This is a genomic window from Acidobacteriota bacterium (genome assembly GCA_020853395.1).
Taxonomy (GTDB): Bacteria; Acidobacteriota; Vicinamibacteria; order Vicinamibacterales; family SCN-69-37; genus JADYYY01.
The window spans coordinates 123,292-148,408 of the sequence record JADYYY010000011.1 but is presented as its reverse complement, the minus strand read 5'-3'; the positions used below and the strand labels follow the sequence as shown (position 1 = coordinate 148,408).

Genomic DNA, 25,117 nt, shown 5'->3' with positions numbered 1-25,117 from the left:
ATCTCATGAGATGACCTCCGACGATCCGTCCTGCCTGTTGATCATGAACGTCGCGGTCTCTTCGAAGAACGTGCGGAGCTCCCGGTCCACGGCTGACGGGAACGCCGAGACGTCGAGCGCCCGGATCATCAACCGGATCCAGCGATTGCGCGCCGCGCGATCGATCGTGAACGGCACGTGCCGCGAGCGGAGGCGCGGGTGTCCGCGACGTTCGATGTACCGCGGCGGACCGCCGAATCGCCCGACCAGGAAGTCGCGAAGGCGCTCCTCGGCGCCGGGCAGGTCGTCGGCCGGATACATCGGGCCCAGCAGATCGTCGCCCGGTACCTGCGCGTAGAACGCGCGGACGAGGCGCGCGAAGCCGTCTTCGCCGATCGCGTCGAACACCGTCACGCGGCCGATCGTAGCCCCTTTGCCGGTGATCGCTCCAGCTCCCGGCATGGACTCTGCATTGTCTTCAGCGGAGGTACAGCGATGGAAACTCGAGCTCCCCACGTGGACGAAGTGCAGGAAGCATCCGAAGAGTCGTTTCCGGCGAGCGATCCGCCCTCGTACACGCCGATCTCGGCCTCGCATCCCGATGCGGTCGCGCCGCCGGAATGCTACGAGGCGCCGTTCGAACGCGCGCGTTGCCGCATCGCCCTCGTCGACCAGACTTCGCCAGACGTGCCGACGGTGACGGCCCACATGTTCTTCGTCGACGAAGAGCGCGGCCATCTGCGGCCGCTCATGCTGGCGTCCGGCGCACGAGCCGAGATCCGCGGCCGCACGACGAACGAGGCGCTCAACAAGGCAATCGCGATGCTCAGCCGGCACTTCGGGCCACGAACACTCTACGAACGTCGTTGTCTCGACGATGCGGCGCCGTTCACGGAAGGCGAGCCGCTCGTGATCGAGCGATGAGCGAGCGAGGACCAAAGGGGAGGAGTCGTCATGGCCAAGTACGGACGGAAAGCGCAACAGAAGGTCGAACGAGCGATGCACGAGCGAAAGCGAGGCACGCTACGAAGCGGCCGATCGGGCAAGAAGGTGACGAGCCGCAAGCAGGCGATTGCGATCGGCCTGTCGGAGGCACGCCGGGCAGGCGCCAAAGTCCCCAAGCGGCGCGCGAGCCGACGCCGGACGACGAGCCCGCGGCGGTGGACGCGGGCGCGCGCCTCTCACTGAGGGGCGCGTCAACCGCGGACCCCGCGCCTGCCCGTCCAGCGGTTCATCCCCACGCCGACGAGCGCGCATCCCGCCGCCAGCGAGAGACCGCCAACGACCGGCCACGCTCGTGACGGCGCGGCATCGGCGGCGACCTCTCCTGGCGCGCGCCCCCCGAAGAGCGTCGCCGACGACGCCGGCTGCGCGACGCCCCATACCATCAAGAGAAAGATCAAGGCGCCGGCCGCAATCGCGGCCAGCCCGGCGGCAATCAACCCGGAATGCATCTGAGTCTGTCGAATCGCCATGGCACGTGATGGTTCATGAGCCGTGCCATGGCCGACGCACGACAGCGATAGCGGACGGACCTCGGCAGTAGTTCGTGCTCGCTCGTCCAACACCTTCCTACGTGCTCAGCGGCCACACACCGGAGGGGCACGTCGTGTGGACGCACGCGCGCGCGGCGGCAGGAATCCTGCAAAGGGAGATTGCGAAACGAAAGAGAGATTGCGAAACGAAAGCAGGAGGTCGTCATGGACGCAATGCAGACGTCTCGCAAGAACCTCGGTGCGCCGGTGCACGGCGCGATGCACGCGGTGCGGTCGTGATGCCGCGCGTATGGCACGAGGCGGGCAGGATCGGCGTTCCGCGCTGGCCAGCCCAGGCAATACCGGACGAACCCGTGTCGCCCAAGTTGCCGGGCGAGCGTGCGATTGACGGACCTGATGGGTTCGAACCGAGCCTCCGCGGCTGTCGAATCCTGGTGGTCGACGACAACGAAGACGGCGCCGACAGCCTCGCGATGATGCTCGAGCTGATCGGCGGGACGACGTCGGTGGCGTACGACGGCGAAACGGCACTCGAGTTGCTCGAAACGTTCAAGCCGAATGTCGTCCTGCTCGATCTCAGCCTGCCGGGACTCAAGGGCGATGAGGTCGCGCGCCTGATTCGGCAACGTCAGCCCGAACGGCAGGTGCTGCTCGTCGCCGTCACGGGCTGGGGCCGCCGTGAAGATCGAATCCGCAGTCTCGAGTCGGGGTTCGACTATCACTTGGTGAAGCCCGTCGAGGTGCAGACGCTGCAAGCGCTCCTCTGGGGCGACCCGCGCGGGTGTCCCGAACAAACCTAACGACCGGCGCGCCGCCGCCGCAGAAGGTGAGCGCACGCGCTGAGCAACTGCTGCCGATCGACTGGCTTCTGCAGGTGAATCGCGAAGCCGGCGTCCAGCGCCCGCGTCGCATCGTCCGGCCCGGTCGATGCCGTCAGCGCAAGCGCGGGTGTCAGGCCGCCGCTGTCGGCGGGCAACGCACGCACTCGGCGGATCAGCTCGTAGCCGCTCTCGCCCGGCAGTCCGATGTCGCTCACGATGAGATCGGGCGGTTGGCGCAGCACGCTTTCGAGCGCCTCCTCGACCGAGGCGGCGAGGACGGTGTCGGCGCCGGCCTCGGCCAGCACGTGCCGCAGGAGCGTGCGTACGTCCGGCTCGTCGTCGACGACCAGGATCCTCGCTCCCTGGAGAGCGTCCGCTGGATCCTGGAGGCGTGCGGTGCGCGGCACGGGCAAGACGGCGAGCGGCGTGGCGGTCGTCACCATCGCCAGCGCGTCGAGCGCGTGCTTCTGGCGCCACGCGTTCCGCTGGATCGCGTCGAGCCCCTTCTTCGCGATCTCGGGCGCGGCGATGCCGTGGTCGAGCACCTGCGCCCAGCCGAGGATGGCGTTGAGCGGCGTACGAAGCTCGTGCGCCAGGCGGCCGAGCAACGCGGCGCGGCGGCCGTCGGCTTCGGCGACGGCCAGCATCGCCGCGCGGGCAGTCTCGCGATCGCGGGCGTGCCGCAGGGCCTGGCTCATCCTCGACGCGATGCCGTCGAGGAAGCGTCGCACGTCACCGTCGAACGGCCGCCGAGGGCTCAAGCCCATCACGAGACAGCCGTCGCCCTGCCCGTCATCCTCCTCGGAGCCAATGGTGCGCACGTAAGCCTGGCACGTTCCCACGCGGACCCCGGCACCGTCGACGGCTCGTGTGTCGAGATCCAGGACGACGCCGTCGGCGCGACGAAGCTCGTCGGCGCTCAGGGCCATCGACGCGCCGTCGGACGCGGCGAGGCCCGCCGGGGGTTGAATGCCCGCCACCGCGGCCAGACCGAGGGCGGAGGGGCTGGCGTCGCGCAGGTAGAACAGCGCGAACGGGATGTCGTTGGAGAACCCCGCAAGCACCTCCGCCGCGCGCTGGCACGCGGCGCTGGGCGTCTCGGCGGCAAGCGTGGCCTCGCACAGATGCTCGAGCAGTTGCAGCCGCCTGGCCATCACCACGACCGGCGTGACATCGGTGCCGAAGCCGAGCACGCCGCGCAGCGCCCCGCCTTCGTCGCGGATCGGCACGTAGGTGAACGTCAGGACGCGCTCGTCGGCGAGGCCGTCGGCCTGGCAGAGGACGTCGTGCTCCACCGTCCAGGAACCGCATGCGTCGGCGGCCCAGGCGGCGTCGAGGATCGGTTCCAGCGCGGGCCAGGCCGCCGGCCAGGCGGCCCGCCCGCGCTGCCCGAGCGCCGCGTGACGCGAGGCGGAGTCGAGCAGGGCGAGGTGCGCATCGTTGTGCAGCAGCACTCGCTCGCGTCCCCACCAGATCACAGCAGGCGTCCGAGCTTCGAGACACATCGACACGGCCTGGTGCAGGCAGACCGGCCACTCGGTGAAGGGCCCGAGCGGCGTGGCGCTCCAGTCCGTCCCGCGAATGCGCGCCGCTGTCCGACCACCTGTCCGAGATCCGAGGTCCACCATGGCCTACGCCGGCGCTCCCTGGCGGCAGTCGATCCAAAGGACGTGCCGCGCCGGCACGGTGCGTGGCGGGTGCCGGCCGTGGATGACGGCAAGGGCCGAGCGTTTCAGTGGAAGGTGGTGCCCGAGATCGCGGTCGTACGTCGCCGCGCAAGGGAACGCCAGGCGGGGTGATGCCCCGCCTGGCGTACGTGGCGGCTAACGCCGCTGGCGCGGCGACGCCGCCGCGCCGTTGCGCGCGTGCGTCCGAGCCGCGGGCCGGCGTTCCTCTTCTTCGTCGTCGGCTTCCATCGCTTCCGGATTGACGACCCGTTCCGCGATGTCGGTGAGCTTCTTGTCGGCGGCCTTCTCCTCCTGGAGACTGCGCTCGAGCAGGTCGACCACCGAGTCGAGACCGAGCAGCTTCGCGTGCGCGATCGCGGTGCCGTAGGCCGCGATCTCGTAGTGCTCGACGCGCTGTGCCGAGCCGATGATGGCCGCATCGCGCAGCATGTCGTCGCTGTAGTCTTCGCTCATGTGCTCGCTGCCTTCTTCGATGATCCCGCGCATCCCGGGACAGGGCTTCGCTTTGGCCGGCGCGCCGAGCGACTCGAAGGCCTCCTGAAGCCGCGTGACCTGTTCTTGCGTTTCCTCGAGGTGTGCCTGAAGCGCTTCGCTCAGCGTTTCGTCCGATGCGGCCTTGATCATCTTCGGAATCGCTTTCGTGAGGCGCTGCTCGGCGTCGTAGATGTCCTTGAGCTCTTCCATGAGCATGGTCTGCAGTGAGTCAATCTTGGGCATGGAGCCTCCGTATCGAACCAGGTGAACGTGTGACGGGGCCGTTGCTTCAAAGCACATGCCACGCCCGCGAACGACGATCGGTCTGTCGGCACGCTGCATCGCTCGTGCTCGACGACTCGCGCCGTGATGGTCTCGCCGCGACACAGCTTCGGCAACGCACCACTCACTGCTTCGAAACATCGTGTGATGCCGAGGCGATGCGCGTTCTGGCACACGCCTTGAACATCGGAGTGCACCGAGGGTGTCCATGCAACATCCAATCGTTTCCGCGTGGCTCGCGATGCTCGGCGTCGGCCTGATCGCCCTGTTCTCCCCTGCCGTCGTCGCAGGCGCTCTCGCGTTGACGGTGGTTGGCGTCGCTGCACTCTGGCATTTCGGGCGCTGCCGCCATGAGGGACGTCCGGGGCTGCTGCCACCTTCGACTCAACCGGACGGCACGCGCACGCCGGCACGGTGGTTCTGCGGCCAGTGCGGCAAGGTGTGGGACGCTGACTTCCGGCGCGAGAGCACGCCGGTGCAGCGATATGCCGGCTTCGATCAGTCCAAGCTGCCGGCGGCCGCGAAGCGCGCGGCCGCGCTCGAGCGTGAACGGCAGCACCTGGCGATGCGGCGGGCCGGCATCGCGGCCGGCAAGGCCACCACGGCCCGCACCGCAGCGCCGGCGCCCGTGTCCACGATCGTGTCGATCGAGCGGGGCCGGCGCACGGTCGTCTCGTCCTGAAATCCCGCTCCGATCTCGACTCGGCGTGCGCGAGCGCCAAGGCGCCGAGTCATGAATCAGATCCCACCCTGCTTCGCGGCCGTCACACCGCCACGTTCCGAGCCGGAGCAGTCCGGCCGTGCGTCGCCATGACGTCGAGCACGCGCGTCGGCTGGCCGAGATCGGTCCAGCCGGCGCCGTGGAGCCGTACGACGCCGAGGTGATCGACCTGCGGCGTCAGAACGTCTCGCGAGAAGTCCACCGGCCGGAGCGCGGCATACCATTGCTCGGCGAGCCTCCGCTCGTCGGCGACGCTCGGCTGCGTCGCCACGTGCGCGAACGGCCCGAAGAAGCCGGGCGCCGCGGCATCGAACAACGCGCGGAAGGCGCGCTGATGGCCGACGACGACGAACGTGTTCCAGAGACAGCCGGCGGCGAGCAGCCTGGCCGCTTCGGCATCCGACGGCTTCTCGATGAATCCCGCCACCGAACGCACGCGCCCGGCGTGGCGAGCGCCGAGCGGCATCGACAGCGGAGGCCCGGGTTCGATCCACCCGTAGTCGGTCTCGGCCCGGTCGGCGTGCGCGCCGATGAGGAACACGCGCGCGCGATCCGTCGCGGCCACGGCGTACGCGGCCGTCATCGCGCGATGGAACGCGACGGGATCCGCGTAGTGATGGTCTGACGGAAAGAACCCGACGATGAGATCGGGATCGCCCGCACCGGCGATCCGCGCGAGCGCGTAAGCAAATGCCGCGGCGGTTCCGCGATTCGCGGGCTGCACGATCAGCCGTGCGTCTCCGACGTCACACAGCTCTTCACGGTAGAACGGCTCGTGGTGCCGGGTGACGACACACAGTGTGTGTTCCGGTGCCACTAAGAGGGAGGCGCGTTCGAGCGTCGCCGAGAGCAGTGTCTTCGCGCCGAGCAGACGGCAGAATTGCTTCGGACGATCCTCGCCCGAGACGGCGCGCGTGAACGCGCGCAATCGGACGCCGTCGCCACCTGCCAGGATCACCGCCGCCTTACCTGGACGCCTCATGATGCGCCCTCCCGGGCGCCGGGCGCTCCAAGATTCGTACCTCTGACGGATCGAGAGATCCGATTGCCGACGCGCTCGAGGGCTCGCTCGATGGCCGCCGCCGGCGCGCTTGCGCGTCACGCCGCGGGGGACGTCGAGCGTCCGGTTCGTGTCCACGGCGCCCGCTCGGCTCGTTCGCGTCGCGGCTGGCTTGCCAGTCGCCGGCCGCGTCGTTGCCACTGCGCGGGCCCACTGCCTTGACTTGCTCGAGGTGCGGTATTACTTTCCTGCCTCCGAGGTACTTCTATGAGACGCAGACGTGGAACGTGGGCGGTTCTGGCAGCCGCACTCTCGACGATGACGGTCGCGGCGCAGCAGAACTACGTGTACGACACTCGATACGCGGCCACGTCGTTGGCCGGCTGGCACGTCCTGGGCGATGCCGCCTGGCGCGCGGAGAAGGGCGAGTACGTCGGCACGCCGAAGTCGCCCGCCGGCGGGTGGCTGATGCTCGATCGCGCGCTCCAAGACGTCGGCGTCTTCGGCCGCTTTCGCTGCACCGGCGGCTGCAAGACCGGTGTTCTCCTCCGAGCGGAGAAGACGGCCGACGGGATGAAGGGCATCTACGTCGCGCTCGCCGGCGAGGATGCCGGCGCGTACGCCGTCACGCTCGACGCCGCCGGAAAGGAGCTCTCGCGAAGCCGGCTCCGGACCGCCGGCGGTCAGATTCGCTTCGCGCCCCCGGCGCCGCCGACTCCGCCGGCGCCGACCGCGCCCCGCGCAGGCGGGGCCGGCCGGGCCAGCGCGCCGCCCAACCTGCCGTTGACGCCGCCGGTGGGCGGGTTGAGAGCCGAAGACTGGAACCTCGTGGAGATCGTGCTCGACGCGAGCATCATCCGGCCGTTCCTGAACGAGTCCTCCATCGGATCGGCCGCGGCTGAGGATGCCGTCGGCGCGTTCGGTCCGGTCGCGCTGTACGTCGGCGGCACCGGCGAGGTGCGCTACAAGGACGTGGCGACGTCGGACCTCGCGCTGAAGACGCTGCCGCTCGAGCGGGTCTCCGCGAACTTCCGCATGCAGCAGTTGCACGAGTTCTACTACAGTTGGGGCGGCGCGGTCGGCGACTTCAACCGCGACGGCGCCAACGACGTCGCTGCCGGTCCCTACTACCACCTCGGGCCGGATTTCACGAAGTTCCGCGAGATCTACCTGGCGCAGACCGTGAACCCGTCCACCGAGTACCCGAACGACTGCATGCAGAACTTCGCCGACGACGTGACGGGCGACGGGTGGACCGACGTGTTCTGCATGGGCGCGATCGGACAGGACCTCCACCTGTACGTCAACCCGCAGAACCAGGCCCGCCGCTGGACGAAGATCGACGTGGTGCCGCAGGTGCAGAAGGAAGTGTCGCTCTACAAGGACATCGACGGCGACGGCAAGGGCGAGTTCATCTACGGCGGCGGCGGCTTCCTGCGATACGCCGAGCCGGACCCGGCGAATCCGCTCGGCAAGTGGATCGTGCACGACATCTCCACGCAGGGCCCCTGGGGCGCCGGCCACGGTCTGGGCGTCGGCGACATCAGCGGCGACGGCAAGGTGGACGTGGTCGATCCGTACGGATGGTGGGAGCAGCCGGCGGGCGGCGCGGCCAGCGGCGTCTGGACTTACCACCCCGAGGCGTTCGGCAAGTGGACGGGCCACGCCTCACCGGGCGGCGGCGAGATCGGCGTCTACGACGTCAACGGCGACAAGCGCGCCGACGTGGTCGCCGTCCTCCAGGCGCACGGATGGGGGCTGAACTGGTACGAACAGAAGCGTGACGCCGCCGGGAAGATTTCCTTCGTGCCGCACGTGGTGATGGGCGATCTGTCGACGAAGAACGCCGGCGACGTCGCCATCTCCGAGATGCACGGCTCGACGGTCGCCGACGTCGATGGCGACAAGATCGAGGACTTCATCGTCGGCAAGCGCTTCTGGTCGCACCGCGACGACTACACCGACCCGGATCCGTACGGTCCGCCGGTGATCTACGTGTACCGCACCGTGCGGGATGCCAAGGCGCCAGGCGGTGCCAGGCTCGTTCCTGAGCTCGTCCACAACCGGTCTGGTGCGGGCAACGCCGTGACGGCTGCCGACGTGAACAAGGACGGGCTGACCGATCTGGTGTCGTCGACCGACCGCGGGTTGTTCGTCTTCTTCGGCAAACCACGCGGAACGGCGGCGGCCACACAGAAACCGTAGCGGGCAGCGGGCGCGGATCCGCGGGCTGACAGGACGAGACGTTCAGCCCGCGGGTCCGCTGCCGGCCGGCGACGCCGGTTCGAGCCTGATCGTCGTGACGGCCCCCGTGGTCACGGCCTGCTCGGAGAAGAGCATCGGCACGTACTCGCCGCGGGCCCACGGAGCCGCCAGGTCGGCATAGTGCGGCGATCGCGGGTCGCCCGACTGGCCGGGCGCGTTGATCCAGACGCTCCGGTCCCAGTCGCCGACGTCCATGACGAGGCGCACGGACGCGCCGAGCGTGACGCGGAAATCGGACGGCCGGTACGTTCCCTTCATCAAGGTCGATTCGCTGCCGCCGACCGCGAGTGGCCCCACGTCGAAGCGCGCGTCGTCCGGATCCAGCACCGACAGCGCGTGCTGCACGCGCCAGTGCTGGAGTCGTCCCCAGGCCCAGGCGGCGGCGTCCATGCCCATGAGCGCGCGGCAATCGCGATGAGCCTCCGCGAGCGTCGCGAGTAGCATCGCGGCGAAGCCGCTCGGCTCTGCGTCGAGACGCCCGGCCATACCGGCTTCGAGCACATCCAGCACGGCGCCGACGTCGCCGGCACCGAGCAGCGCTCGCGTGCGCGAGTCGGGCACGAGGCGCTCGAGCACGGCCGGCCGGAGACGCCGGGTCCACCACACCTCGAAGAGGGCCGCGGCCGGGCTGTCCGCCGTCAATCGATGGTCCCAACGATCGAGCAGGTCGAGCGCGGCGTGCGCATCCGGATCCGCCGGGCTCAGGGGAGCGACGAGCGCGCAGAGCCGTCTGGCCGGCAGCGAGACGACGTCGGTCTGGAGCGCGCACGAGGCCTCCACCGAGTGCCGGCGATCCGCCGACAGCACTTCGTCGATGCGATCGCGCCGTGACGGGTCGTCCCATTCGTACCCCATCGGCGCGGCATGTCGATCCCAGCTCGGCGGCAAGTTGAAAGCGTTGGCTGACGCGACGAAGCCGGCCGGTGGGTTCACGGCGGACGGCAGCAGGCCGGGATCGAGGAAGCCCTCCCATTCGTACCGCCCGTCGCCGGGAACCGGCAACAGCCCGTCCCACGACCGGCGCACCGGCGCGAGCCCTGCGGTGATCCACGCGATCGATCCGGTGCGATCCGCGTACACGTAGTTGACCGCCGGCGCCTTCCAGCGCCGAAGCGCCGTTCGAAATTCGTCGCACGTGCGGGCCCGCATGGCGAGCAGCGCCGCACCGTAGGGCGCCGTGCCGGGCTCGGTCCACACGGTTCGCAGGGCGTAGATCCGGCCGCGCGTCGGGTCTTCGTACACGACAGGTCCATGTCTCGTGAACGCGAGCGGCATCACGATCGGCGCCGCGCCCTTGATCTCGAACGTCTCCTCGACGAGCCGCAGCGGCTCCCACCCGCCGCCATACCGGTACGATCGCGCGCCGTCAGGACTCGCCTCGTAGACGTGGAGATCCTCCTGGTCCGGTCCGAGGAAGAGGGTCAGGCCGAACGCGGCGTCTTCGTTGTGGCCGATCGTGATGCCGGGAAAGTGCGGCTCGACCGCGCCGATGAGGTCGAGACCAGGCGCCGAAAGGTGGACGAGATGGCGCAGCGATGGCACCGCGTGCAGCCGATGCGGATCGCTCGCCAGCACCGGTCTGCCGGTCGTCGTCCTGTCGCCGTGCACGGCCCAGTTGTTCGAAGCGGGTGCGGCAGCGGCGAGGGAAACGTCTCCATCGGGCGTCACGGCCCGCCAGCGCCACGCGTCCGCCATGTCGGCGCCGAGGCGCGCGGCGCTGAAGGTCACCGGGGCCGTTGCCAGCCGATAGGCGTCGAGCACGTCGGGCGGCATCCCGGCAAGGTCAAGGCCAGGGGCCGGCTCCGGGACCACCGGTGGCTCCAGCGCGAGTCGCAGCCGATCGGCGGCCGCATCGGCCCGGGCCATCACGGCGGCACGCGTCGCTTCGGACAGCGCGTTCCGCAGCCATCCATGCGTGCGGATGCGGACGACGTCCGCCGCATTCCAGCGGGCGGGGCGCGTGCGCAGCCGAACGAACTCGAGGGGCAGCCGATCGGGGTGACGATCGACGACGTCGACGTACGCGTTGACGCCGGCGACGAACGCTTCGCAGATGCTCCGGGCGTCTCCGCCATAGGCGGCCCATTCCGCGTCCATGTCGCCGCGGTCGAGGAAGAGGCGCGCGGCGCGATCTTGAGCGAGATAGCCCGGTCCGAAATCCGCGGCCAGCAGGCCGAGGCCGCGCTTGCGCCAGAGATCGATCTGCCACAACCGGTCGCGCGCCGCGTTGAATCCCTGCGCGAAGAAGAGATCGGCCGTTCCTGATGCGCGGATGTGCGACACGCCCCAGCGGTCCACGAGGATGTCGACCGGCGCGGCGATCCCGCTCACCTCGATGTGCTCGCCGGCCACGGCGCGATCAGCGCGGCGAGGCCCGCGCCGGCCCCGCGTCCTTCGGCAACTGCGGCGCGCGGCCCGCGCGCCACTGACGAACGTAGCCGGCGAGCGTCGTGAACGACACGCCCGGGCGCGATCCGACGTACTCGATGAACCGCTCGAGGAAGAGCAAGCGGTGCCCGCGCCCGATCACCTGCGGGTGCATCGTGATGTTGAGGATGCCGCGGCCAACGCGTTCGTACAGATAGTCGAACTCCGCCGTCCAGATCTCCCAGCACATCGTCGGCGACCGCGCGGCGTTCAGAATGCCGGAGGGCGTGGCGACGAACTCGAACTGGATGAAGTCGTCGAGATGCCAGGCAACCGGGACCTCGACCAGATCGACGGGCGTGCCCCAGCGGAACTCCTCGCTCGTGGAGATCTCGTCGCCGACGCGGCACCAATAGGGCTCGAAGTCCGAGCCCATGAGGCTGCTCTCGTACTCGAACCCGTACTCGAGCAGCAGCGGCACGGTCGCCACGCTGTTGTCCCAGCCGGGCGACCGGTACCCCACGGGACGAATGCCGGCCACCCGCTGGAGCGCGTCGAGGCCGCGCTCGAGCACACGACGCTCCTCGTCGGGCGAGAGCGTCGCCGGGTTCTCGTGTACCCACCCGTGATGCCCGATCTCGTGGCCCATGGCCTGGATCGCCTTGACGGTGTCGGGGAACGCGAGCGCCGTGTGGCCGGGCACGAAGAAGGTCGTCGTGATCCCGCGGGACTCGAGCAGCGCGAGCACGCGCCGGAGGGCGATGGGACCGAACTCGCCCCTGGAGATCATGCCGGGCGACTTGCCGCCCGACGTGTTGATCCAGTTGCTCATGGCGTCGTAGTCGAACGTCAACGCGACGCGGACGTCTTTGGGCGTGGTCATCCGATCTCCAGTTCGATGCAGGCGAGCCGCTGCGGTTCCACGGTCGGCGCGAGCGGCCGGCCACGAACCTCTGTCAATGAGCGCGGCGTCGTTCGCCCACCGCGCGCCAGCTCAGAGATTCGCGACGACGGTGTCGAGCGCTGCCTTCGTGCCCTCGTGCCCGCGGACTTCGATCGAGTACAGCCCCTGATAGCCGAGCGTGACGGTGAATCGGATCGCGGTCGCCAGATCCCAGCGGGGGCTGGGTCGGACGTGCATGCTGCCGACGGTGATGGGGAGCAGCGTGCGAAGCGCGGCGTGCAGCTCGCCCTGGTCGGCCGCACCGACGCCGCCGAGGTCCACGTTGGCGCGCGCGCCGGAATCGCGCAGCAGCTCGGCCAGGAGCACCCAGTTCGGCACGGTCGTGAGGACGGGCAGCGGCGCGCCAGGCGCGGGAGGTGCGGCCGGCGACGGCGACGGCGTCTGCGCGGCCCCGCCCTGCGGTCCGGCACCGCCCGCGCGCCCGGCCTGGGCCGCGGGATTGACGACGCCGCGGTTGTTGCCGCTGGCGTTGCCGCGCGTCTCGACGCCGATCATCACGCCCTTCGACTTCCCGTACTCGACCATCGCCTTCAACGCGGCGATCCCGTCGTTCTTGTTCTCCTGCGTCGGCGCACCCTGGTTGATCATCACGCGCGGCGACCCGAGCAGCGCGGCGCGATCGATCCACTGCTTCGTCAGGTCGATCGCCTGCGCGCGAAGCACGGGGTTCGGCGAGGAGATCGTCATGGGCCCGAACTCGAGGTTGATGTTGCTGAAGCGCGATTGGACCTTCTCCGCTCGCGCGCGCAGCTCCCTGACGTACGCGTCCTCGACGGACTGGAAGTGCGTGTGCTGGATCTCGATGTTGTGGACCCCGTAGCGATCCGCGTACATCTGCGGGATGTCGAAGAGCGCGAGCGTGTCGGTCGGCTCCTCCCACTGCCCGGGGACGCGCAGCATGTTCTCGAAGTTCAGCGTCATGATGGCGATGCGCGCCAGCTTCGCGGGATCGGCGGTCGGACTCTGCGGGGTCATGGGCGGGCTCCTTCGCGGCGGATCATATCGTGGCGCGCCCGCCATCACGGCACGCGGCGGCCATCATCGCCAGGCGGCTTCGTGTGGCGGCCACGTCGCCCGTCATGCCGCCGGCGAGTGCCGGCCCTACCAGCGCCCGCCGAGCGCCATCGTGAGAAACCGCACGAGCGGCGCCACACGACCGCACGCCTCGACGTAGCGGTCGAGGAAGTCGTCCGCGCAGACGTCGCGCTGCGTGAACGGCACGAGCGCGTAGAAGTCCTTGAGGCGCAAGTACGCGATGAGCGGATGGGACGGGCTGAAGCCCGCCGGCGCGCGCGTGAGCGCGTCGCCTTCGATCTCGAGGCCCGAGGCGATGACCGCGCGCCAGCCCTTCGGGTTCTCGGCAATCGCGGTCCGGATGCTCGTGAGCGTCGCCATGTCGGGATGATAGATGCCGCCGCCTCCCAGGCTGTCGCCGGGCTCGAGGTGCAGGTAGAAGCCCGGCACCGACGGCCGCGCCTTGCGTTGCTCGTGCGCGAACGACGCCGCGACGTGCGTCTTGTAGGGCGATTTGTCCGCGGAGAAGCGGGTGTCGCGATGGATCCGGTACATCGAACCGCCCGTTCGCCGCGGATCGGCGACGAACGCCGGGCTGATCCGCGCGAGCCTCGGGACGAGGTCCGCAATGAACCGCAGCATGGGCGCCTCGACGTCCCGCGCGTACCGATCGCGGTTCGCCTGGAACCACTCGCGGGTGTTGCGAGCTTTCAGATCGCGGAGGAACGAGAAGAGCGCCGGCGTGAAGTAGGACATCAGGGCATCGGGTCATCGGAGCATCGGGCCATCGGGGTATCGGGTATCGGGCCGTTGGGGCCGCGAATCGGGCGAGCGCCGCATGGGGCTATCGACTGCGGATCACTACGTTGTTCGTGCGCGGCACGTCAGCGAGGGTCGTGAGCACGTCGGCGATGCCGGCGAGCCTGGCCGCGTCGCGCGATGGCGCCGTGCCCGCCTCGCGACGGAGCTCGCCCGCCAGCCTCGCGGCTGCCTGCCGCAGCGCTTCGTCCGGCCGGCGGCCGGTCGTCGCCGCGGACTCCAGCCGATCCAGCGTGGACGTCATCTCCTGCAACCGCGACGTCGACAGCCGGCCGCTCCTCCGGAGTTGATCGACATAGGCCCGCGCCACGACGGTCGTGCGCGGCCACTCGACGCGAGCCTGCTGCTGCGTGTTCAGCTCGTTCGTCTGCACGAGCGCCGCGGCGTCGATCTCGTGCCGGCTCAGGAAGTCGCTCGGCAGCAGCTCGAGGACGTCGAGGCCGCGGACCATCTCCGAGGCGTAGATCCGGCCGTTGTACCAGTACGCCGACCAGTGCCCGCCGACGACGACGCGCGTGGCATCGACGGGACCGCGATCGAAGTAGGCGATCTCGAACGGGTGCGCCGAGTCGGTGAAGTCGAACACGCTGACGCCGCCCTGGTACCAGCCCTGCACCATGATGTCGCGGCCGGGCACGGGGACGAGCGACCCGTTGTGCGCCACGCAGTTCTCGACGTCGGACTGCGGCGCCGGCAGCTTGTAGTAGCCCCCGAACCGCAGTGAACGGCCGACGATGTCGAACACCGCGTCGGCGCCCCAGGTGGGCCGATCCGTCAGCCGGCACCGCGGCTGCGTGCCGCCGCCCCACTCGTCGGTGAAGATCACCTTCGTGCCGTCGTTGTTGAACGTCGCGGAGTGCCAGTAGGCGAAGTTCGCGTCCGACACCTGATCGATCCGCACCGGATGGGCCGGGTCGGCGATGTCGAGCAGCACGCCGTTGCCGGCGCACGCGCCCGCCGCCAGTCCAATCGCGGGAAACGCCGTGATGTCGTGGCAGGCGGTCGTCGCCGACGTCGACTGCGTGCCGGCGCCGTGTGCGCCACCCGCCCACAGCCCGGCGATCGCTCCGGTCGCCGGATCGGAGAAGATCCTGGGCCGGTTGACGATGCGCGCGCGGTCCGGCGCGCGGAGCGGCACCTGAATCACGTCGATGCTGTACAGAGCGGTTTCGGCGTCCTCGTCGGGCTTGCCGCTCGAGCATCCCGCCAACTCGTCGCCCGAACGCACGGATGCCGCGCCGGATCCGTACACGTAGACGTTCTCCGGATCCTTCGGATCGACGATCAGCGTGTGGGTGTGGGATCCGCGGCACGTCTGCACGGCCGCGATCTGTCTCGGCGCGCGCACGTCGCTGATGTCGAAGATCCGGATGCCCCGAAAGCGCTCCGCGCTGACGGCGCCGGTGACGCCGCCCGTGCCGCAGTCCAGCCGCCCGCGTGTCTCTTCCACCGACATGAACAGCAGGCGCCCGTGCACCGAGACGTCCCCCTGCCCGCCGGGACAGACGACGGCCGCGCGCAGTTGAGGCCGCGCCGGGTCCTCGATGCTGTACGCCATGAACCCATTGAAGTTGCCGAGGAAGAGCGTCGATCCGAGGAACGCGAGATCGGAATTGGCGAAGGCGAGCGAGCTTCCACCGCGGCCACGCCCGCGGCCCGTCGGACCACCCGCGGCGTTGGGAGGTGCCGCTTCCCGCGCCCGGGCCGACGGCTCGATGAAACCTTCCGGCTTCGGAACGCTCGCGACGAGCTGCAGGTGGCGGGCCGCCACGCCCGCGTCACGGATGCCGGCGGCGAGGCCCACGCGCGCGTCCGGAACGACGCCGCCCTGCCCGGCCGCGATCGTCAGCGCGCCGGCCGCGACGAAGACGATCACCGCCACGTGCCACCGTGCGCGTCCGCCGCTCGCCCGCCGTTCGGTCCGTCGCGTCACGTCCTCGTCTCCTCGCCGCGCCTCAGCGGCGCGCCAGCATCGCGCGCAGGCGATCGATCTCCATGCGCTGATCGCCGTCCACGTCGGCGGCGAACGAGAACACGTCAGGCGCGGAGCCGCCGCCCGGCCGACCGAACAGCTCCTTCACCATCACGAGCGCGCCCAGGTGGTGCTTGATCATGAGCTCGAGGAACAGGCGCTCGAACTCGGCGCCGCGCGCCGCTGCCAGCCGGCCCATCTCCGCCGGCGTGAGCATCCCGGGCATGAGCGGCGGATCGGCGCCGTGGTGCGCGTGGGGATCGGACGCCGGCGCGCCGTTCGCGCGAAGCCACTCGTTCATCGTCCGGATCTCGTCGCGCTGCGACGTGTCGATCCTGGCGATCATCGACAGGAACGCGTCGTCGGCCGTGCGCGCCCGCGCCAGCGCCGTCATCTCGAGCGCCTGCGCATGGTGCGCGATCATCGTCTGCATGAACTGCACGTCGGCCGGGCTGGGCGCGATGGCAGCCGTCGCGGCGTCCGCCGACACCTGACGCGACGGCTCACCGGGCGCGCCGGGCTGGACGACCTGCGGCGCGGCGGCCAGACGGAGGGTCATCGCGACCGCCAACCCCGCCGCAGACGTCAGCGCGCGCATCAGGACACCCGCAGACGCGAAACCGGAATGCGCGAGCACGTTGGCATGGCTGCCTCGACCCTGGGGCACATTCTGCCCCAAGTCGCCTCGTTCCCGCCGCCCGACGGGCGAGGACCAACCGATGGCCGTCGCGATAACATCCGGGAACCTCGACGTGCCGGACGCGCTCAGCCAAGACGACCCACGCCACCCGATGGATCCCTCCACCCGCCGCGTGCTCCTTGGCCTTGTCGCCGTCGCCGCCGCGCTGCGGATCACGCTGGTCGTACGCTCGCCGACGACCTACGGCTACGTCTTCGATTTCTACCACCAGGCGATCCAGCGCGCCTACGCCATCGGATCGCTGCCCGCATCGACGGACTGCTGGGCGTGCTATCACCCGCCGCTGCTCACGTTGATCGGGTGGCCGGTGTACGCCCTGGCGAAGCGCTGGATGGATGGGCCGGGAGGCTTCGACGATCCCGCGCTTCGTGTGGTGGCGCTCATCGCGCTCGTTGCGGCGAGCGTCGCGACGTACTACTGCTACCGGATCTTCCGGTTCTTCCAACTCAGCGGACGCGAGCTCATCGTCGCCACGGCGCTCGTGCTCGCGCTGCCGTGCCTCTTCATCAGCGCCTACGGGATCGAAGCCGACATCGTGCTGACGGCCATCCTCATCGCGTTCCTCTACTACGCGCTCGTGTTCTTCGACCACGTGGACGGATCGAGCCGTTTCGAGGCGGTTCGGCTCGGAGCGCTCGCGGGTCTCGCCTGCGACACGAAGTACAGCGGGCTCGTCGCGCCCATCACCGTCATGGCGACCATGCTGCCGCACGTGGCGGTGACTCGCGATCGGCGGCGGCTCGTCTCACGCGCCGCACTGTTCCTGGCAGTCGCGCTGCTGGTGGGAGCCGGCCCGTACGTCCGCAACTACGTTCGGTACGGCGAGATCTTCAAGGCGAACGGCTCGGCCCAGCAGGGGTTCGCGCTCGAGGGACGGCCCACCTGGCGGCTCTATGACTTCGGATCGCTTCGGCTCCACGAGCTCTCGGATCTCGTCCACGGGAGGATTCCGCCGGGCCATCTGACGGACGTGAGCTTCTACCGGAGCGTCTGGACGACGCTCCACGCGATGGCGTGGGGCGACATGACGATGTTCAGCGATCCGAGCCGGCACGGCTTCTACCGCCAGCCCTATCCGCACAAGACACTGAACCCGTCGCTCGCACTGGCCGTCCTGCTGCTCGGACTCGTGCCTGGCGCGCTCGCCATCCCGGGCATGTTCCTCGTGCTGGCCCGGCGCGCCGCGTGGCCGCTCACCGCGCTGTGGTTCGCGACGTGGGCCGCGTACATCGCATGGTTCACCGCGCAGGAGACGTGGGCGCTGAAGACGAAGTACATCCTCTTCCTGCTGCCGGTCTACGTCGTCTATGCCGTGACGGGCTGGCGGTGGATCGCGCGCCACTCACGCCTGGCCGGTCAGGTCGTGTTCGCGCTGCTCGCGGCGCTGATCGTGCTCGCGCACGCGTACCTGCTCGACTTCGCCGTGAGCTGAGGACGGCCAGCCCGATGCTCACCGCCGGACGTACAGCCATTCGGGCCGCCAGAACGGCGACCGCCTGGACGTGAGCTCGGTGGCGGGCGCCCAGGCCGGCTCGATCCCGAGCCACTCGTCCATCGGCGTGCGCGAGTCGGTCTTCACCACCGACAGGAACCCGCCGCCCTCGAGCGCGCTGCGCAGTTCGGCCGCCAGCGAGGACTCCACGCCGGTCGTGCCGCCGCGCACCGTGTCACCGAGAACGACGGCATGTGCGAACGTCTTCTTGCCGGCCAGCGACGGAAGATAGCCATGAAACGGCACGAACACGGGCTCCGGCACCGCCGCGAGCCGCCGCACGAACTCCTGGCCCGCGGCGACGTCGGCGGCCGTGGGCACCAGCCGGCCGGGCGCGTAGATCACCATCGCGAGCTGCACGAGACAGGCGCCTTCGAGCGCGAGCAGCGACGCCATTCGCGCGCGCGGCGACGCGATCGTCGATGCACGGCGCGTGAGGTCGTGCTTCGCGAGCCCGAACAGGATGGCCGTCGCGACGTAGGCGGGCAGCACGACGTTCACGAAGCTCAACGAGTGCAACCGCGACGCCCAGGCCCCTCCGAAGAGGCCGGCGGCGGCGAACGCGTAGAAGAGACGATCGCGCGATCGCCACGCGCTCGCGAGATACGCCGCGGCGCCGAGGCACGCGAGCGGCAGCACGCCGAAGACGTCGTAGCGCCAGAAACCGACCAGCGCTTCGCGCGCGACCGGATGCTGCTTGGGCACGGCGTAGACGTAGTAGAGATACCAGCCGTCGAAGACGTGCTCGAACCAGATCGTGCTGCCGGCGACGATCACGACCACGGGCGCGACGAACGCCGCGAACACGCGCCAGCTCCGGAGCGCGCACCAGCAGGCCAACGGCACGGCGACGATCAGGCCGGTCTGCTTCGTGAGAAACGACAGCGAGATGAGCACGCCGGCGGAGAGCGCCGCCGCAAGCGAGGCGCGGCGCAGCAGGTACACGGCGAGCAGCGCCAGACACAGAAACAGCGCGTCGTTGCGCGCCAGATCGTACCAGCCCGACGTCCGGCCGTACATCGACGCCGCGAGCCCGGCCGAGAGCACGGCTGCATGCCGGTCGCCCGTGGCACGGCCGACGATCGCCCCGACCAGCACGAGCAGGCCAGCCGTCGAGGCGATCGAGATCAGCCGCAGCGGCAGAAACCCGACGCCCATCACCTTGCTCAGGAGCGCCGCGGCGTAGACGTAGCCCGGCGTGTACGTCAACGGGATGAACTCGATCGTCGGCCGGCCGTACAGCGGCCGGCCATCGAGGATCACGCGGACGTGATCGACCATCGCGCCCTCGAGCCATTCGAGCTCGAACGGATAGCGCACGCGCAGCGCAATCAGCACCGCCAGGAGCGCGAGATAGGCGAGGCCGCCTGCGAGGACCAGCAGGCGCGATACGGAGATCAGGCGCTGCCGTGCCGTGCCGAGCGCCGCGATCGGGCGCTCGCTGTCAGGAGTGATCATGCGGCGCGACGCTCGCGCCGGATTGTACGTCACCGGGCGTCGCAGCCGCGACGCCGGCCGCGTGTCAGGCGGCGCGCCCGCGCTTCGAGCGGATCTTGGCCATCGCGTTGGCCTCGATCTGCCGGACGCGCTCGCGGCTCAGGTCGAGCCGGCGGCCGATCTCGCCGAGCGTGTGCTCGTGGTCGGTGCCGAGACCGTAGCGCAGGCGCAGCACTTCCCGCTCGCGATCGTTCAGCGCGGACATGGCCTGCTCCACCTGCTCGGCAACCTCGCCGCTCATCGCGGAGTCCTCGGGCGACAGCACCGAGTGGTCGGGAATGATGTCGCCGAGCTCCGAGTCTTCGTCGCCGATCGGCGCGTGCAGCGACGACGGCGGGCGGGACGCCTCGAGGAGCAGGCGCACCTTCTCGATCGGCATCTTCATCTTCTCGGCCAGCTCCCACGGCTGCGGCTCGCGGCCGAGGTCCGCGCTGAGCGCGCGGCGCTCGCGATTGAGCTGGTTGAGCGACTCGGTGACGTGTACCGGAAGCCGAATCGTCCGCCCGTAGTCGGCGATCGCCCGGGTCATCGCCTGACGCACCCACCACGTCGCGTACGTCGAGAACTTGAACCCGCGCCGGTACTGAAACCGGTCGACGGCCTTCATCAGGCCCATGTTGCCTTCCTGAATCAGGTCGAGCATGGACAGCCCGCGGTTCGCGTGCTTGCGCGCCACCGAGACGACGAGCCGCAGGTTCGACTCGAGGAACTCGGCTTTCGTGTCGAGCAGCGTCTGCTGCCGCTGGCGCAGTGCGTGGGCAAGGGGCCGGAGCGCCGTTGACGGCAAGCCGGTTTCAGCTTCGACGGCCTTGAGCGCCCTCGTACGGTCCGGGCCGGCCGGCAGCCGCTCGGCGATCTCGGCGCGATGGCGGATCTCCTCGGCGCCGGCGACCAGCTCGTCGATCACCGACGGCCGAATCGGAAGGCTGCCGAGCAGAGCTGCCGCCTTCTGCGTCAGCCGCGCGATCGGATCCTGACGCTTCGCGCCGGCACGAGACGCGGGACGGCCAGGCTTCCGAGTGCCCGTCACACGCAGGGTGTCGATTCGGCGATGCAGCCGCTGGAGCTCGACGAAACGCTCGAGCATCGGGGAGATCCGGCGGCGCGTGAGCGGTGCGCCGTCGGGCAGCAACAGCAGATCTTCCGGACGAATGCGCCCTTCGCGCAGGTCCGCCGCGCGCTGCAGCAGCGAGGCACGCCCCCAGGGCAAGGCCGCCAGCACGTGCAGCAGGTCGAGACGGATGACTTCCATGCGCCGGCCGAGCTCCTGCTCCTGGTCTTTCGTCAGCAGGGGCCGGCGTCCGATCTGCTGGAGGTAGACGCGCACGAGGTCGGCGTCGGCCGCCGATACCGGCGTCGTCTCCTCGATCGCCGGCTCCTCGTCGGAGGCGTCGTCGTCGAAGTCGTGGCCGGCCTGCAGCTCACCGGCATCGTCCGGTGGCGCCGCGTGCTCGTCCAGCTCGTCGTCACCGTCGAACGGGTCGAGCGCGACCGCGGGCCGGGCTCGCCAGCCCAGCACCTGCGCGTTCGTGTCCGTGTCTTCCCAGGGCTGTTTCAGCGTCGCAGTTCGTTTCATGATGTCGTGCCTGAAGGTGGCAACCCCGTGCTTGTGCCCGTACGTTCTGACACCGGCGGGGCGTTCGGGGTTTCGGCCGTGCGAGATTCCGGTGCCAAAGCGGTGCCGCGTCGTCGCCCCACCACGTTCAGCGCTCCAGGACCCGCATAAGCCCCGCATAAGCATTGACGCCCGGCATGCGTCCCCGGCCGTGTCCGTTGCCGAGGGCGCGCCCGCGCCGGGATAATGCGGCATGCCAACCCGGGTGCTCTTCGTCTGCCTCGGCAACATCTGCCGGTCGCCTGCGGCAGAGGCGGCGTTCGCGCATGCCATCGAATTGGCCGGCCGCACGGCCGAATTCGAGATCGACTCGGCCGGCACCGGCCGGTGGCACGTCGGCGAGCCGGCCGACGAGCGCATGCGCCTGGCCGCCGCGCGGCGGGGCCTCGCCCTCGCGAGCGTCGCCCGTCAGATCGAGGCCGGCGACTTCGAGCGCTTCGACTACATCCTCGCGATGGACCAGCAGAACCTGCGCGTCCTCGCGGAGAGAGCTCCCGCTCGCCATCGCGCCCAGGTTCGCTTGTTCCGGGATTTCGATCCCGAGGACGCCGGCGCCGACGTGCCCGATCCCTATTACGGCGGACCTGACGGCTTCGACGAGGTGCTCGACATCGTCACGCGCACGAGCCGGGTACTGCTTGAGACGTTGGCCGGCCTGCCCGGGGTTCCGGACACTGGTCCAACTCGGGCCGAAACGGCAGCCGAATCGTCGCCCGAGACGGGCGCGCCTGACGCCGTGAGCCTCCCGGGCGGTGGCAGAGCGCGAGGCCCGCGCGGTCCCGGCTGATGAGGCTGCTCGGCGCGGCGCTGGCGGCCGCGCTCGCTCGCCATGCGGGCGGTCCGGTGACCATCACGCACCGGTCGCCGCTCTCCGGCGGTTCGATCAACCGTCTCGAACGGCTCGAAACGTCCGCCGGCAGCTTCGTGCTGAAGTCGCATCCCGAGCCGCCGCCGCGCTTCTTCCAGGCAGAGGCCGAAGGACTGCTGGCGCTGGCCGAGAGCGGCGCCTCTCTCCTCGTTCCACGCGTGATCGCCGTTGGCGACGAGGCGACGCCGTTCCTGCTGCTCGAGCACTTGCCGCCCGCCGAACGGGACCGCGACACAGACGTCCGCATCGGCCGCGGCCTCGCCGAGCTCCACCAGACCACGGCCGCTCGCTACGGCTTCGCCGCCGACAACTACTGCGGCAGCACGCTCCAGCCCAACGCGTGGAGGGACTCGTGGATCGACTTCTACCGAACCGCGCGCCTCGGCTATCAGGTACGACTGGCTCGCGATGCCGGCCTGCTGGATTCCGACACCGCGGCGCGCCTCGATCGCGTCGTCGCCCGCCTCGACGCGTGGTTGACCGAACCGGCCGAAGGCCCCTCGCTCGTCCACGGCGATCTCTGGGCCGGCAACCTGCACATCACGATCGGTGGGCAGCCGGCGCTGCTCGATCCGGCTGCCTACTTCGGCCATCGCGAAGCAGAGCTGGGGATGATGGGATGGTTCGGCGGGTTCTCCGCACGCGTCTACGACGCGTATGACGACGCCTTCCCGCTGGAGTCGGGCTGGCGCGAACGAAGCCCGCTCTACCGGCTGTATCACGTGCTCAACCACGTCAACCTGTTCGGCGGGAGCTATCTGAGCGACGCGCTGTCGATTGCCAGCCGCTTCTCGTAGGACGAGGCGGGATGCCGCCTACCTTCTCATCGCGAGGATGATCAACTTCCCGCTGCCCCACATGGCGAGGGCCAGCACGGTCGAAATCACGAACGTCGAATCGGGCATCGCCTTGACCTTCGCGAACCCAAAGGCAAGTTCCGCGCCGTGCGCTCTGCGCGACCTGCTTCATCGCGCTCGATGTTCAAGGGCCGTCCCGCCGGCAGTGACGCCAGCGTTTCCTACATGCACGACATGAAGAAACCTCACGGCGGCCTTGCTCGCACGTGCTCGTTGCAGGACTACCATTCGGCGATGGCCAGTTTCGACGACGCGGTGGACCAGCTCTATCAGGCGCCGTTGGCCGACTTCGTCGCCCGGCGGCGGGCCCTGGCTCAGCAGCAGCCGGCCAAGGCTTCTGTCGTCAACGGGCTGCAGAAACCGACGCTCTCGGCATGGACGGTGAACCGCTTGTTCTGGACGCGGCGGACGACGCTCGAACGGCTGACACGTGCAGCCGAGCGCGTGCGCGATGTGCAGCTCCGGCGGCTTTCTGGGAAACCGGCAGCGGATCTCGAGGCGGCCGAGCGCGCACATCGCGCGGCGATCGACCGTGCGGTCGCCGACGCGAGCGCCATCCTCGAAGAGAGCAACCAGCCGGCGTCGACCGCGACGCTGCAAGCCGTGCGCGAAACGCTCGAGACGGTGCCATGGACGACGCTCGACGGACGGCTGGTGCGGCCGATCAAGCCCACCGGACTCGAGGCGCTCTCGGCGCTCATGGCGGGTGGCCGTCTGCCACAGAGGTCGCCGGCCAAGGTGCTGCCGATGCGGCCAAGGACCTCACACGCGGACGCGGAGACGCCAGCAAGCGCGCGGGCGGCCCAGGCCAAGCGGCGGCACGAGATCGCGGCGCTCGAACGCCAGTGGCGTGAGGCCGGCCGGAAAGCCGCCCAGGCACTCGCGGCCGTGGAGAAGGCCAACCGTGCGGTGCGCCGCGCCGAAGACGACCGCGCCAGAGCCGAGGCCGTCCTCGAGCGCACGCGGACGACGCTCGAAGAGCAGCGGAAGCGCGCACGACAGGCTGAGCTCGTCGCCCAGGAAGCGGCGCGGACGCGCGATGCGCTGCAGGCCCAAGTCGCCGCGGCCAAGCAAGCGCTCGTCTGAGATCCTCAACGCGGCTCGACCGCCGACCGGCGGCGCGTCGTCCTCGCCCTCAGGATGTCGAGCAGCGCCACCGTCGCGGCGGCGACGACGGGGCCGAGGACGAGGCCCGGCGCGCCGAACACGAACAGCCCGCCGACGAGCGACAGGAACACCGCGAGCGCGTGCAGCTTCATCTCCTTGCCGACGAGCACGGGATAGAGCACGTTGTCGATCGTCCCGACCACGAGCACGCCCCAGCCGGCCAGAATCGCCGCCTTGAGCCATTCGTCCTGGAACGCGAGCACGACCGCCGCCGGCAGCCAGATCACGAACGCGCCGGCGGACGGAATCAGCGAGAGCAGCGCCATCGCGACGCCCCACAGAAGGGCGCCCTCGAGGCCGAGCACGGCGAACATGATCCCGCCGAGCGTGCCCTGCAAGAGCGACGTCAGGCCGTTGCCGTAGATCGTCGCGTGCGTCATGTTCCGGATCCGCGCGAGGAAGTAGTCCACCTCGCGATCCGACATCGGCAGGTAGCTGCGAACCGTGCCGAGCACTTGCGCCCGATCGCGGAACAGGAAGAAGAGCACGAACAGCGCCACGAGCCCCTGCACGGCGGCCCCGATGGCAGCCTGCAGCCATGCACCAGCCTGCTGCGGCACGCTCGCCGCGAGCGTGCCCTCGCCGTTCTGTTTGCCGCCCTGGCCGATCAAGGCGTCGTAGAAGCGCCCGCCGAACGGCACACGCGCCGCCTGGCTGCGGAGCGTGCCGCCCTCGAGCTGCTGCCGGATCTGGTCGAACCCTTCGCTCGCCTGCTCTCCCACGCGCCAGACCACGAATGCCGCGGGCAGGAACAGGATGAGCGTGACCAGCACGACGCTGATGCCGGCGGCGAGGTTCGGTGACGCGATGCGCCGGTGAATCCATTCGTGCAGCGGATGAGCGACAACGGCCAACGCGAAGGCCCACGTCAGCGCCGACAGGAATGGGCTGACGACGAGGAGCGACAGCGCCACGCCGATCACCGTCATGGTGAGCAGCGCGCCGAAGGTGAGCCGGTTCCGCGTCGCCGGTTTGTGGTGCGCCCGGGATACCGGGGCGCCGGAGGTGGTGGCCACGTGCCGGCACATCGCAAACGCAGTGCCAAGCCTGCGGGCGACC

The 25,117-nt window shown here is 69.9% G+C and carries 23 protein-coding genes; 9 read left to right on the top strand and 14 right to left on the bottom strand.

Annotation, left to right across the window (positions count from 1 at the left end):
- Window positions 1-3: 3 nt before the first annotated feature.
- Window positions 4-441 (bottom strand): globin, encoded by a 438-nt coding sequence (locus tag IT184_11970; GenBank protein ID MCC7009522.1) that lies wholly within the window; start codon window positions 439-441, stop codon window positions 4-6.
- Window positions 442-474: 33 nt separating this feature from the next.
- On the opposite strand from IT184_11970, the gene IT184_11965 reads away from it, so the two are divergent.
- The gene (locus IT184_11965; protein MCC7009521.1) at window positions 475-903 is read left to right on the top strand and encodes a hypothetical protein; all 429 of its coding nucleotides are present in this window, start codon (window positions 475-477) and stop codon (window positions 901-903) included.
- 30 nt (window positions 904-933) lie between these two features.
- Window positions 934-1,167, top strand: a complete 234-nt coding sequence (locus IT184_11960; GenBank protein MCC7009520.1) for a hypothetical protein — start codon at window positions 934-936, stop codon at window positions 1,165-1,167.
- Window positions 1,168-1,175: 8 nt separating this feature from the next.
- On the opposite strand, the gene IT184_11955 is transcribed toward IT184_11960, so the two are convergent.
- Window positions 1,176-1,433 (bottom strand): hypothetical protein, encoded by a 258-nt coding sequence (locus IT184_11955; GenBank protein ID MCC7009519.1) that lies wholly within the window; start codon window positions 1,431-1,433, stop codon window positions 1,176-1,178.
- A gap of 155 nt (window positions 1,434-1,588) precedes the next feature.
- Between IT184_11955 and IT184_11950 the strand changes: the two genes are divergently transcribed.
- Entirely contained in the window at window positions 1,589-2,275 is a 687-nt protein-coding gene (locus IT184_11950; protein ID MCC7009518.1) for a response regulator, read from the top strand.
- Here the strand turns inward: IT184_11950 and IT184_11945 are convergent.
- Together IT184_11945 and IT184_11940 are read right to left on the bottom strand one after the other, a co-directional pair.
- The gene (locus IT184_11945; GenBank protein MCC7009517.1) at window positions 2,272-3,774 is read right to left on the bottom strand and encodes a response regulator; all 1,503 of its coding nucleotides are present in this window, start codon (window positions 3,772-3,774) and stop codon (window positions 2,272-2,274) included. The two genes, IT184_11950 and IT184_11945, sit on opposite strands and share 4 nt — an antisense overlap.
- Before the next feature lie 345 nt (window positions 3,775-4,119).
- The gene (locus IT184_11940; protein MCC7009516.1) at window positions 4,120-4,701 is read right to left on the bottom strand and encodes a ferritin-like domain-containing protein; all 582 of its coding nucleotides are present in this window, start codon (window positions 4,699-4,701) and stop codon (window positions 4,120-4,122) included.
- A gap of 247 nt (window positions 4,702-4,948) precedes the next feature.
- Here IT184_11940 and IT184_11935 point away from each other — a divergent pair, with 247 nt between their 5' ends.
- Window positions 4,949-5,422 carry a hypothetical protein gene (locus IT184_11935; protein MCC7009515.1) on the top strand — a complete coding sequence of 158 codons (474 nt, stop codon included), beginning with the start codon at window positions 4,949-4,951 and terminating at the stop codon, window positions 5,420-5,422.
- A gap of 82 nt (window positions 5,423-5,504) precedes the next feature.
- Here the strand turns inward: IT184_11935 and IT184_11930 are convergent, their stop codons facing one another.
- Entirely contained in the window at window positions 5,505-6,443 is a 939-nt protein-coding gene (locus IT184_11930; protein ID MCC7009514.1) for an NTP transferase domain-containing protein, read from the bottom strand.
- A gap of 285 nt (window positions 6,444-6,728) precedes the next feature.
- Here IT184_11930 and IT184_11925 point away from each other — a divergent pair, with 285 nt between their 5' ends.
- Window positions 6,729-8,666, top strand: coding sequence for a VCBS repeat-containing protein (locus IT184_11925; protein ID MCC7009513.1), 1,938 nt, complete (start codon window positions 6,729-6,731; stop codon window positions 8,664-8,666).
- Window positions 8,667-8,708: 42 nt separating this feature from the next.
- Here the strand turns inward: IT184_11925 and IT184_11920 are convergent, their stop codons facing one another.
- The 6 genes from IT184_11920 to IT184_11895 all read right to left on the bottom strand — a co-directional run bounded on the left by IT184_11920 (window position 8,709) and on the right by IT184_11895 (window position 16,460).
- Entirely contained in the window at window positions 8,709-11,078 is a 2,370-nt protein-coding gene (locus IT184_11920; GenBank protein MCC7009512.1) for a penicillin acylase family protein, read from the bottom strand.
- A gap of 7 nt (window positions 11,079-11,085) precedes the next feature.
- On the bottom strand, window positions 11,086-11,976 hold the full coding sequence (locus IT184_11915; GenBank protein MCC7009511.1) for a polysaccharide deacetylase: 891 nt from the start codon (window positions 11,974-11,976) through the stop codon (window positions 11,086-11,088).
- A gap of 111 nt (window positions 11,977-12,087) precedes the next feature.
- A complete protein-coding gene (locus tag IT184_11910) occupies window positions 12,088-13,032 on the bottom strand; it encodes a TIM barrel protein (GenBank protein MCC7009510.1) in 945 nt (314 codons plus the stop codon).
- 126 nt (window positions 13,033-13,158) lie between these two features.
- Complete coding sequence (locus IT184_11905; GenBank protein ID MCC7009509.1) at window positions 13,159-13,827, bottom strand: DUF2461 domain-containing protein; 669 nt, start codon at window positions 13,825-13,827, stop codon at window positions 13,159-13,161.
- An 88-nt stretch (window positions 13,828-13,915) separates the two neighbouring features.
- Complete coding sequence (locus tag IT184_11900; protein ID MCC7009508.1) at window positions 13,916-15,823, bottom strand: hypothetical protein; 1,908 nt, start codon at window positions 15,821-15,823, stop codon at window positions 13,916-13,918.
- 22 nt (window positions 15,824-15,845) lie between these two features.
- Complete coding sequence (locus IT184_11895) at window positions 15,846-16,460, bottom strand: DUF305 domain-containing protein (protein ID MCC7009507.1); 615 nt, start codon at window positions 16,458-16,460, stop codon at window positions 15,846-15,848.
- Between the two features lie 121 nt (window positions 16,461-16,581).
- Between IT184_11895 and IT184_11890 the strand changes: the two genes are divergently transcribed.
- Window positions 16,582-17,994 carry a hypothetical protein gene (locus tag IT184_11890; protein MCC7009506.1) on the top strand — a complete coding sequence of 471 codons (1,413 nt, stop codon included), beginning with the start codon at window positions 16,582-16,584 and terminating at the stop codon, window positions 17,992-17,994.
- A gap of 18 nt (window positions 17,995-18,012) precedes the next feature.
- Here IT184_11890 and IT184_11885 read toward each other — a convergent pair whose 3' ends face one another.
- Both IT184_11885 and IT184_11880 read right to left on the bottom strand, forming a co-directional pair.
- Complete coding sequence (locus IT184_11885) at window positions 18,013-19,512, bottom strand: glycosyltransferase family 39 protein (GenBank protein MCC7009505.1); 1,500 nt, start codon at window positions 19,510-19,512, stop codon at window positions 18,013-18,015.
- A gap of 64 nt (window positions 19,513-19,576) precedes the next feature.
- Window positions 19,577-21,127: a sigma-70 family RNA polymerase sigma factor gene (locus tag IT184_11880; GenBank protein MCC7009504.1), complete on the bottom strand. Its 1,551-nt coding sequence runs from the start codon at window positions 21,125-21,127 to the stop codon at window positions 19,577-19,579.
- A gap of 232 nt (window positions 21,128-21,359) precedes the next feature.
- On the opposite strand from IT184_11880, the gene IT184_11875 reads away from it, so the two are divergent.
- The 3 genes from IT184_11875 (at window position 21,360) to IT184_11865 (ending at window position 23,977) form a co-directional block, all read left to right on the top strand.
- The gene (locus tag IT184_11875) at window positions 21,360-21,953 is read left to right on the top strand and encodes a low molecular weight phosphotyrosine protein phosphatase (protein ID MCC7009503.1); all 594 of its coding nucleotides are present in this window, start codon (window positions 21,360-21,362) and stop codon (window positions 21,951-21,953) included.
- Entirely contained in the window at window positions 21,953-22,831 is an 879-nt protein-coding gene (locus tag IT184_11870) for a fructosamine kinase family protein (protein MCC7009502.1), read from the top strand. Before IT184_11875 ends, IT184_11870 begins: the two co-directional genes overlap by 1 nt.
- A gap of 234 nt (window positions 22,832-23,065) precedes the next feature.
- Window positions 23,066-23,977, top strand: coding sequence for a hypothetical protein (locus tag IT184_11865; GenBank protein ID MCC7009501.1), 912 nt, complete (start codon window positions 23,066-23,068; stop codon window positions 23,975-23,977).
- Window positions 23,978-23,982: 5 nt separating this feature from the next.
- On the opposite strand, the gene IT184_11860 is transcribed toward IT184_11865, so the two are convergent.
- Window positions 23,983-25,074, bottom strand: coding sequence for an AI-2E family transporter (locus IT184_11860; GenBank protein ID MCC7009500.1), 1,092 nt, complete (start codon window positions 25,072-25,074; stop codon window positions 23,983-23,985).
- Window positions 25,075-25,117: the final 43 nt, after the last annotated feature.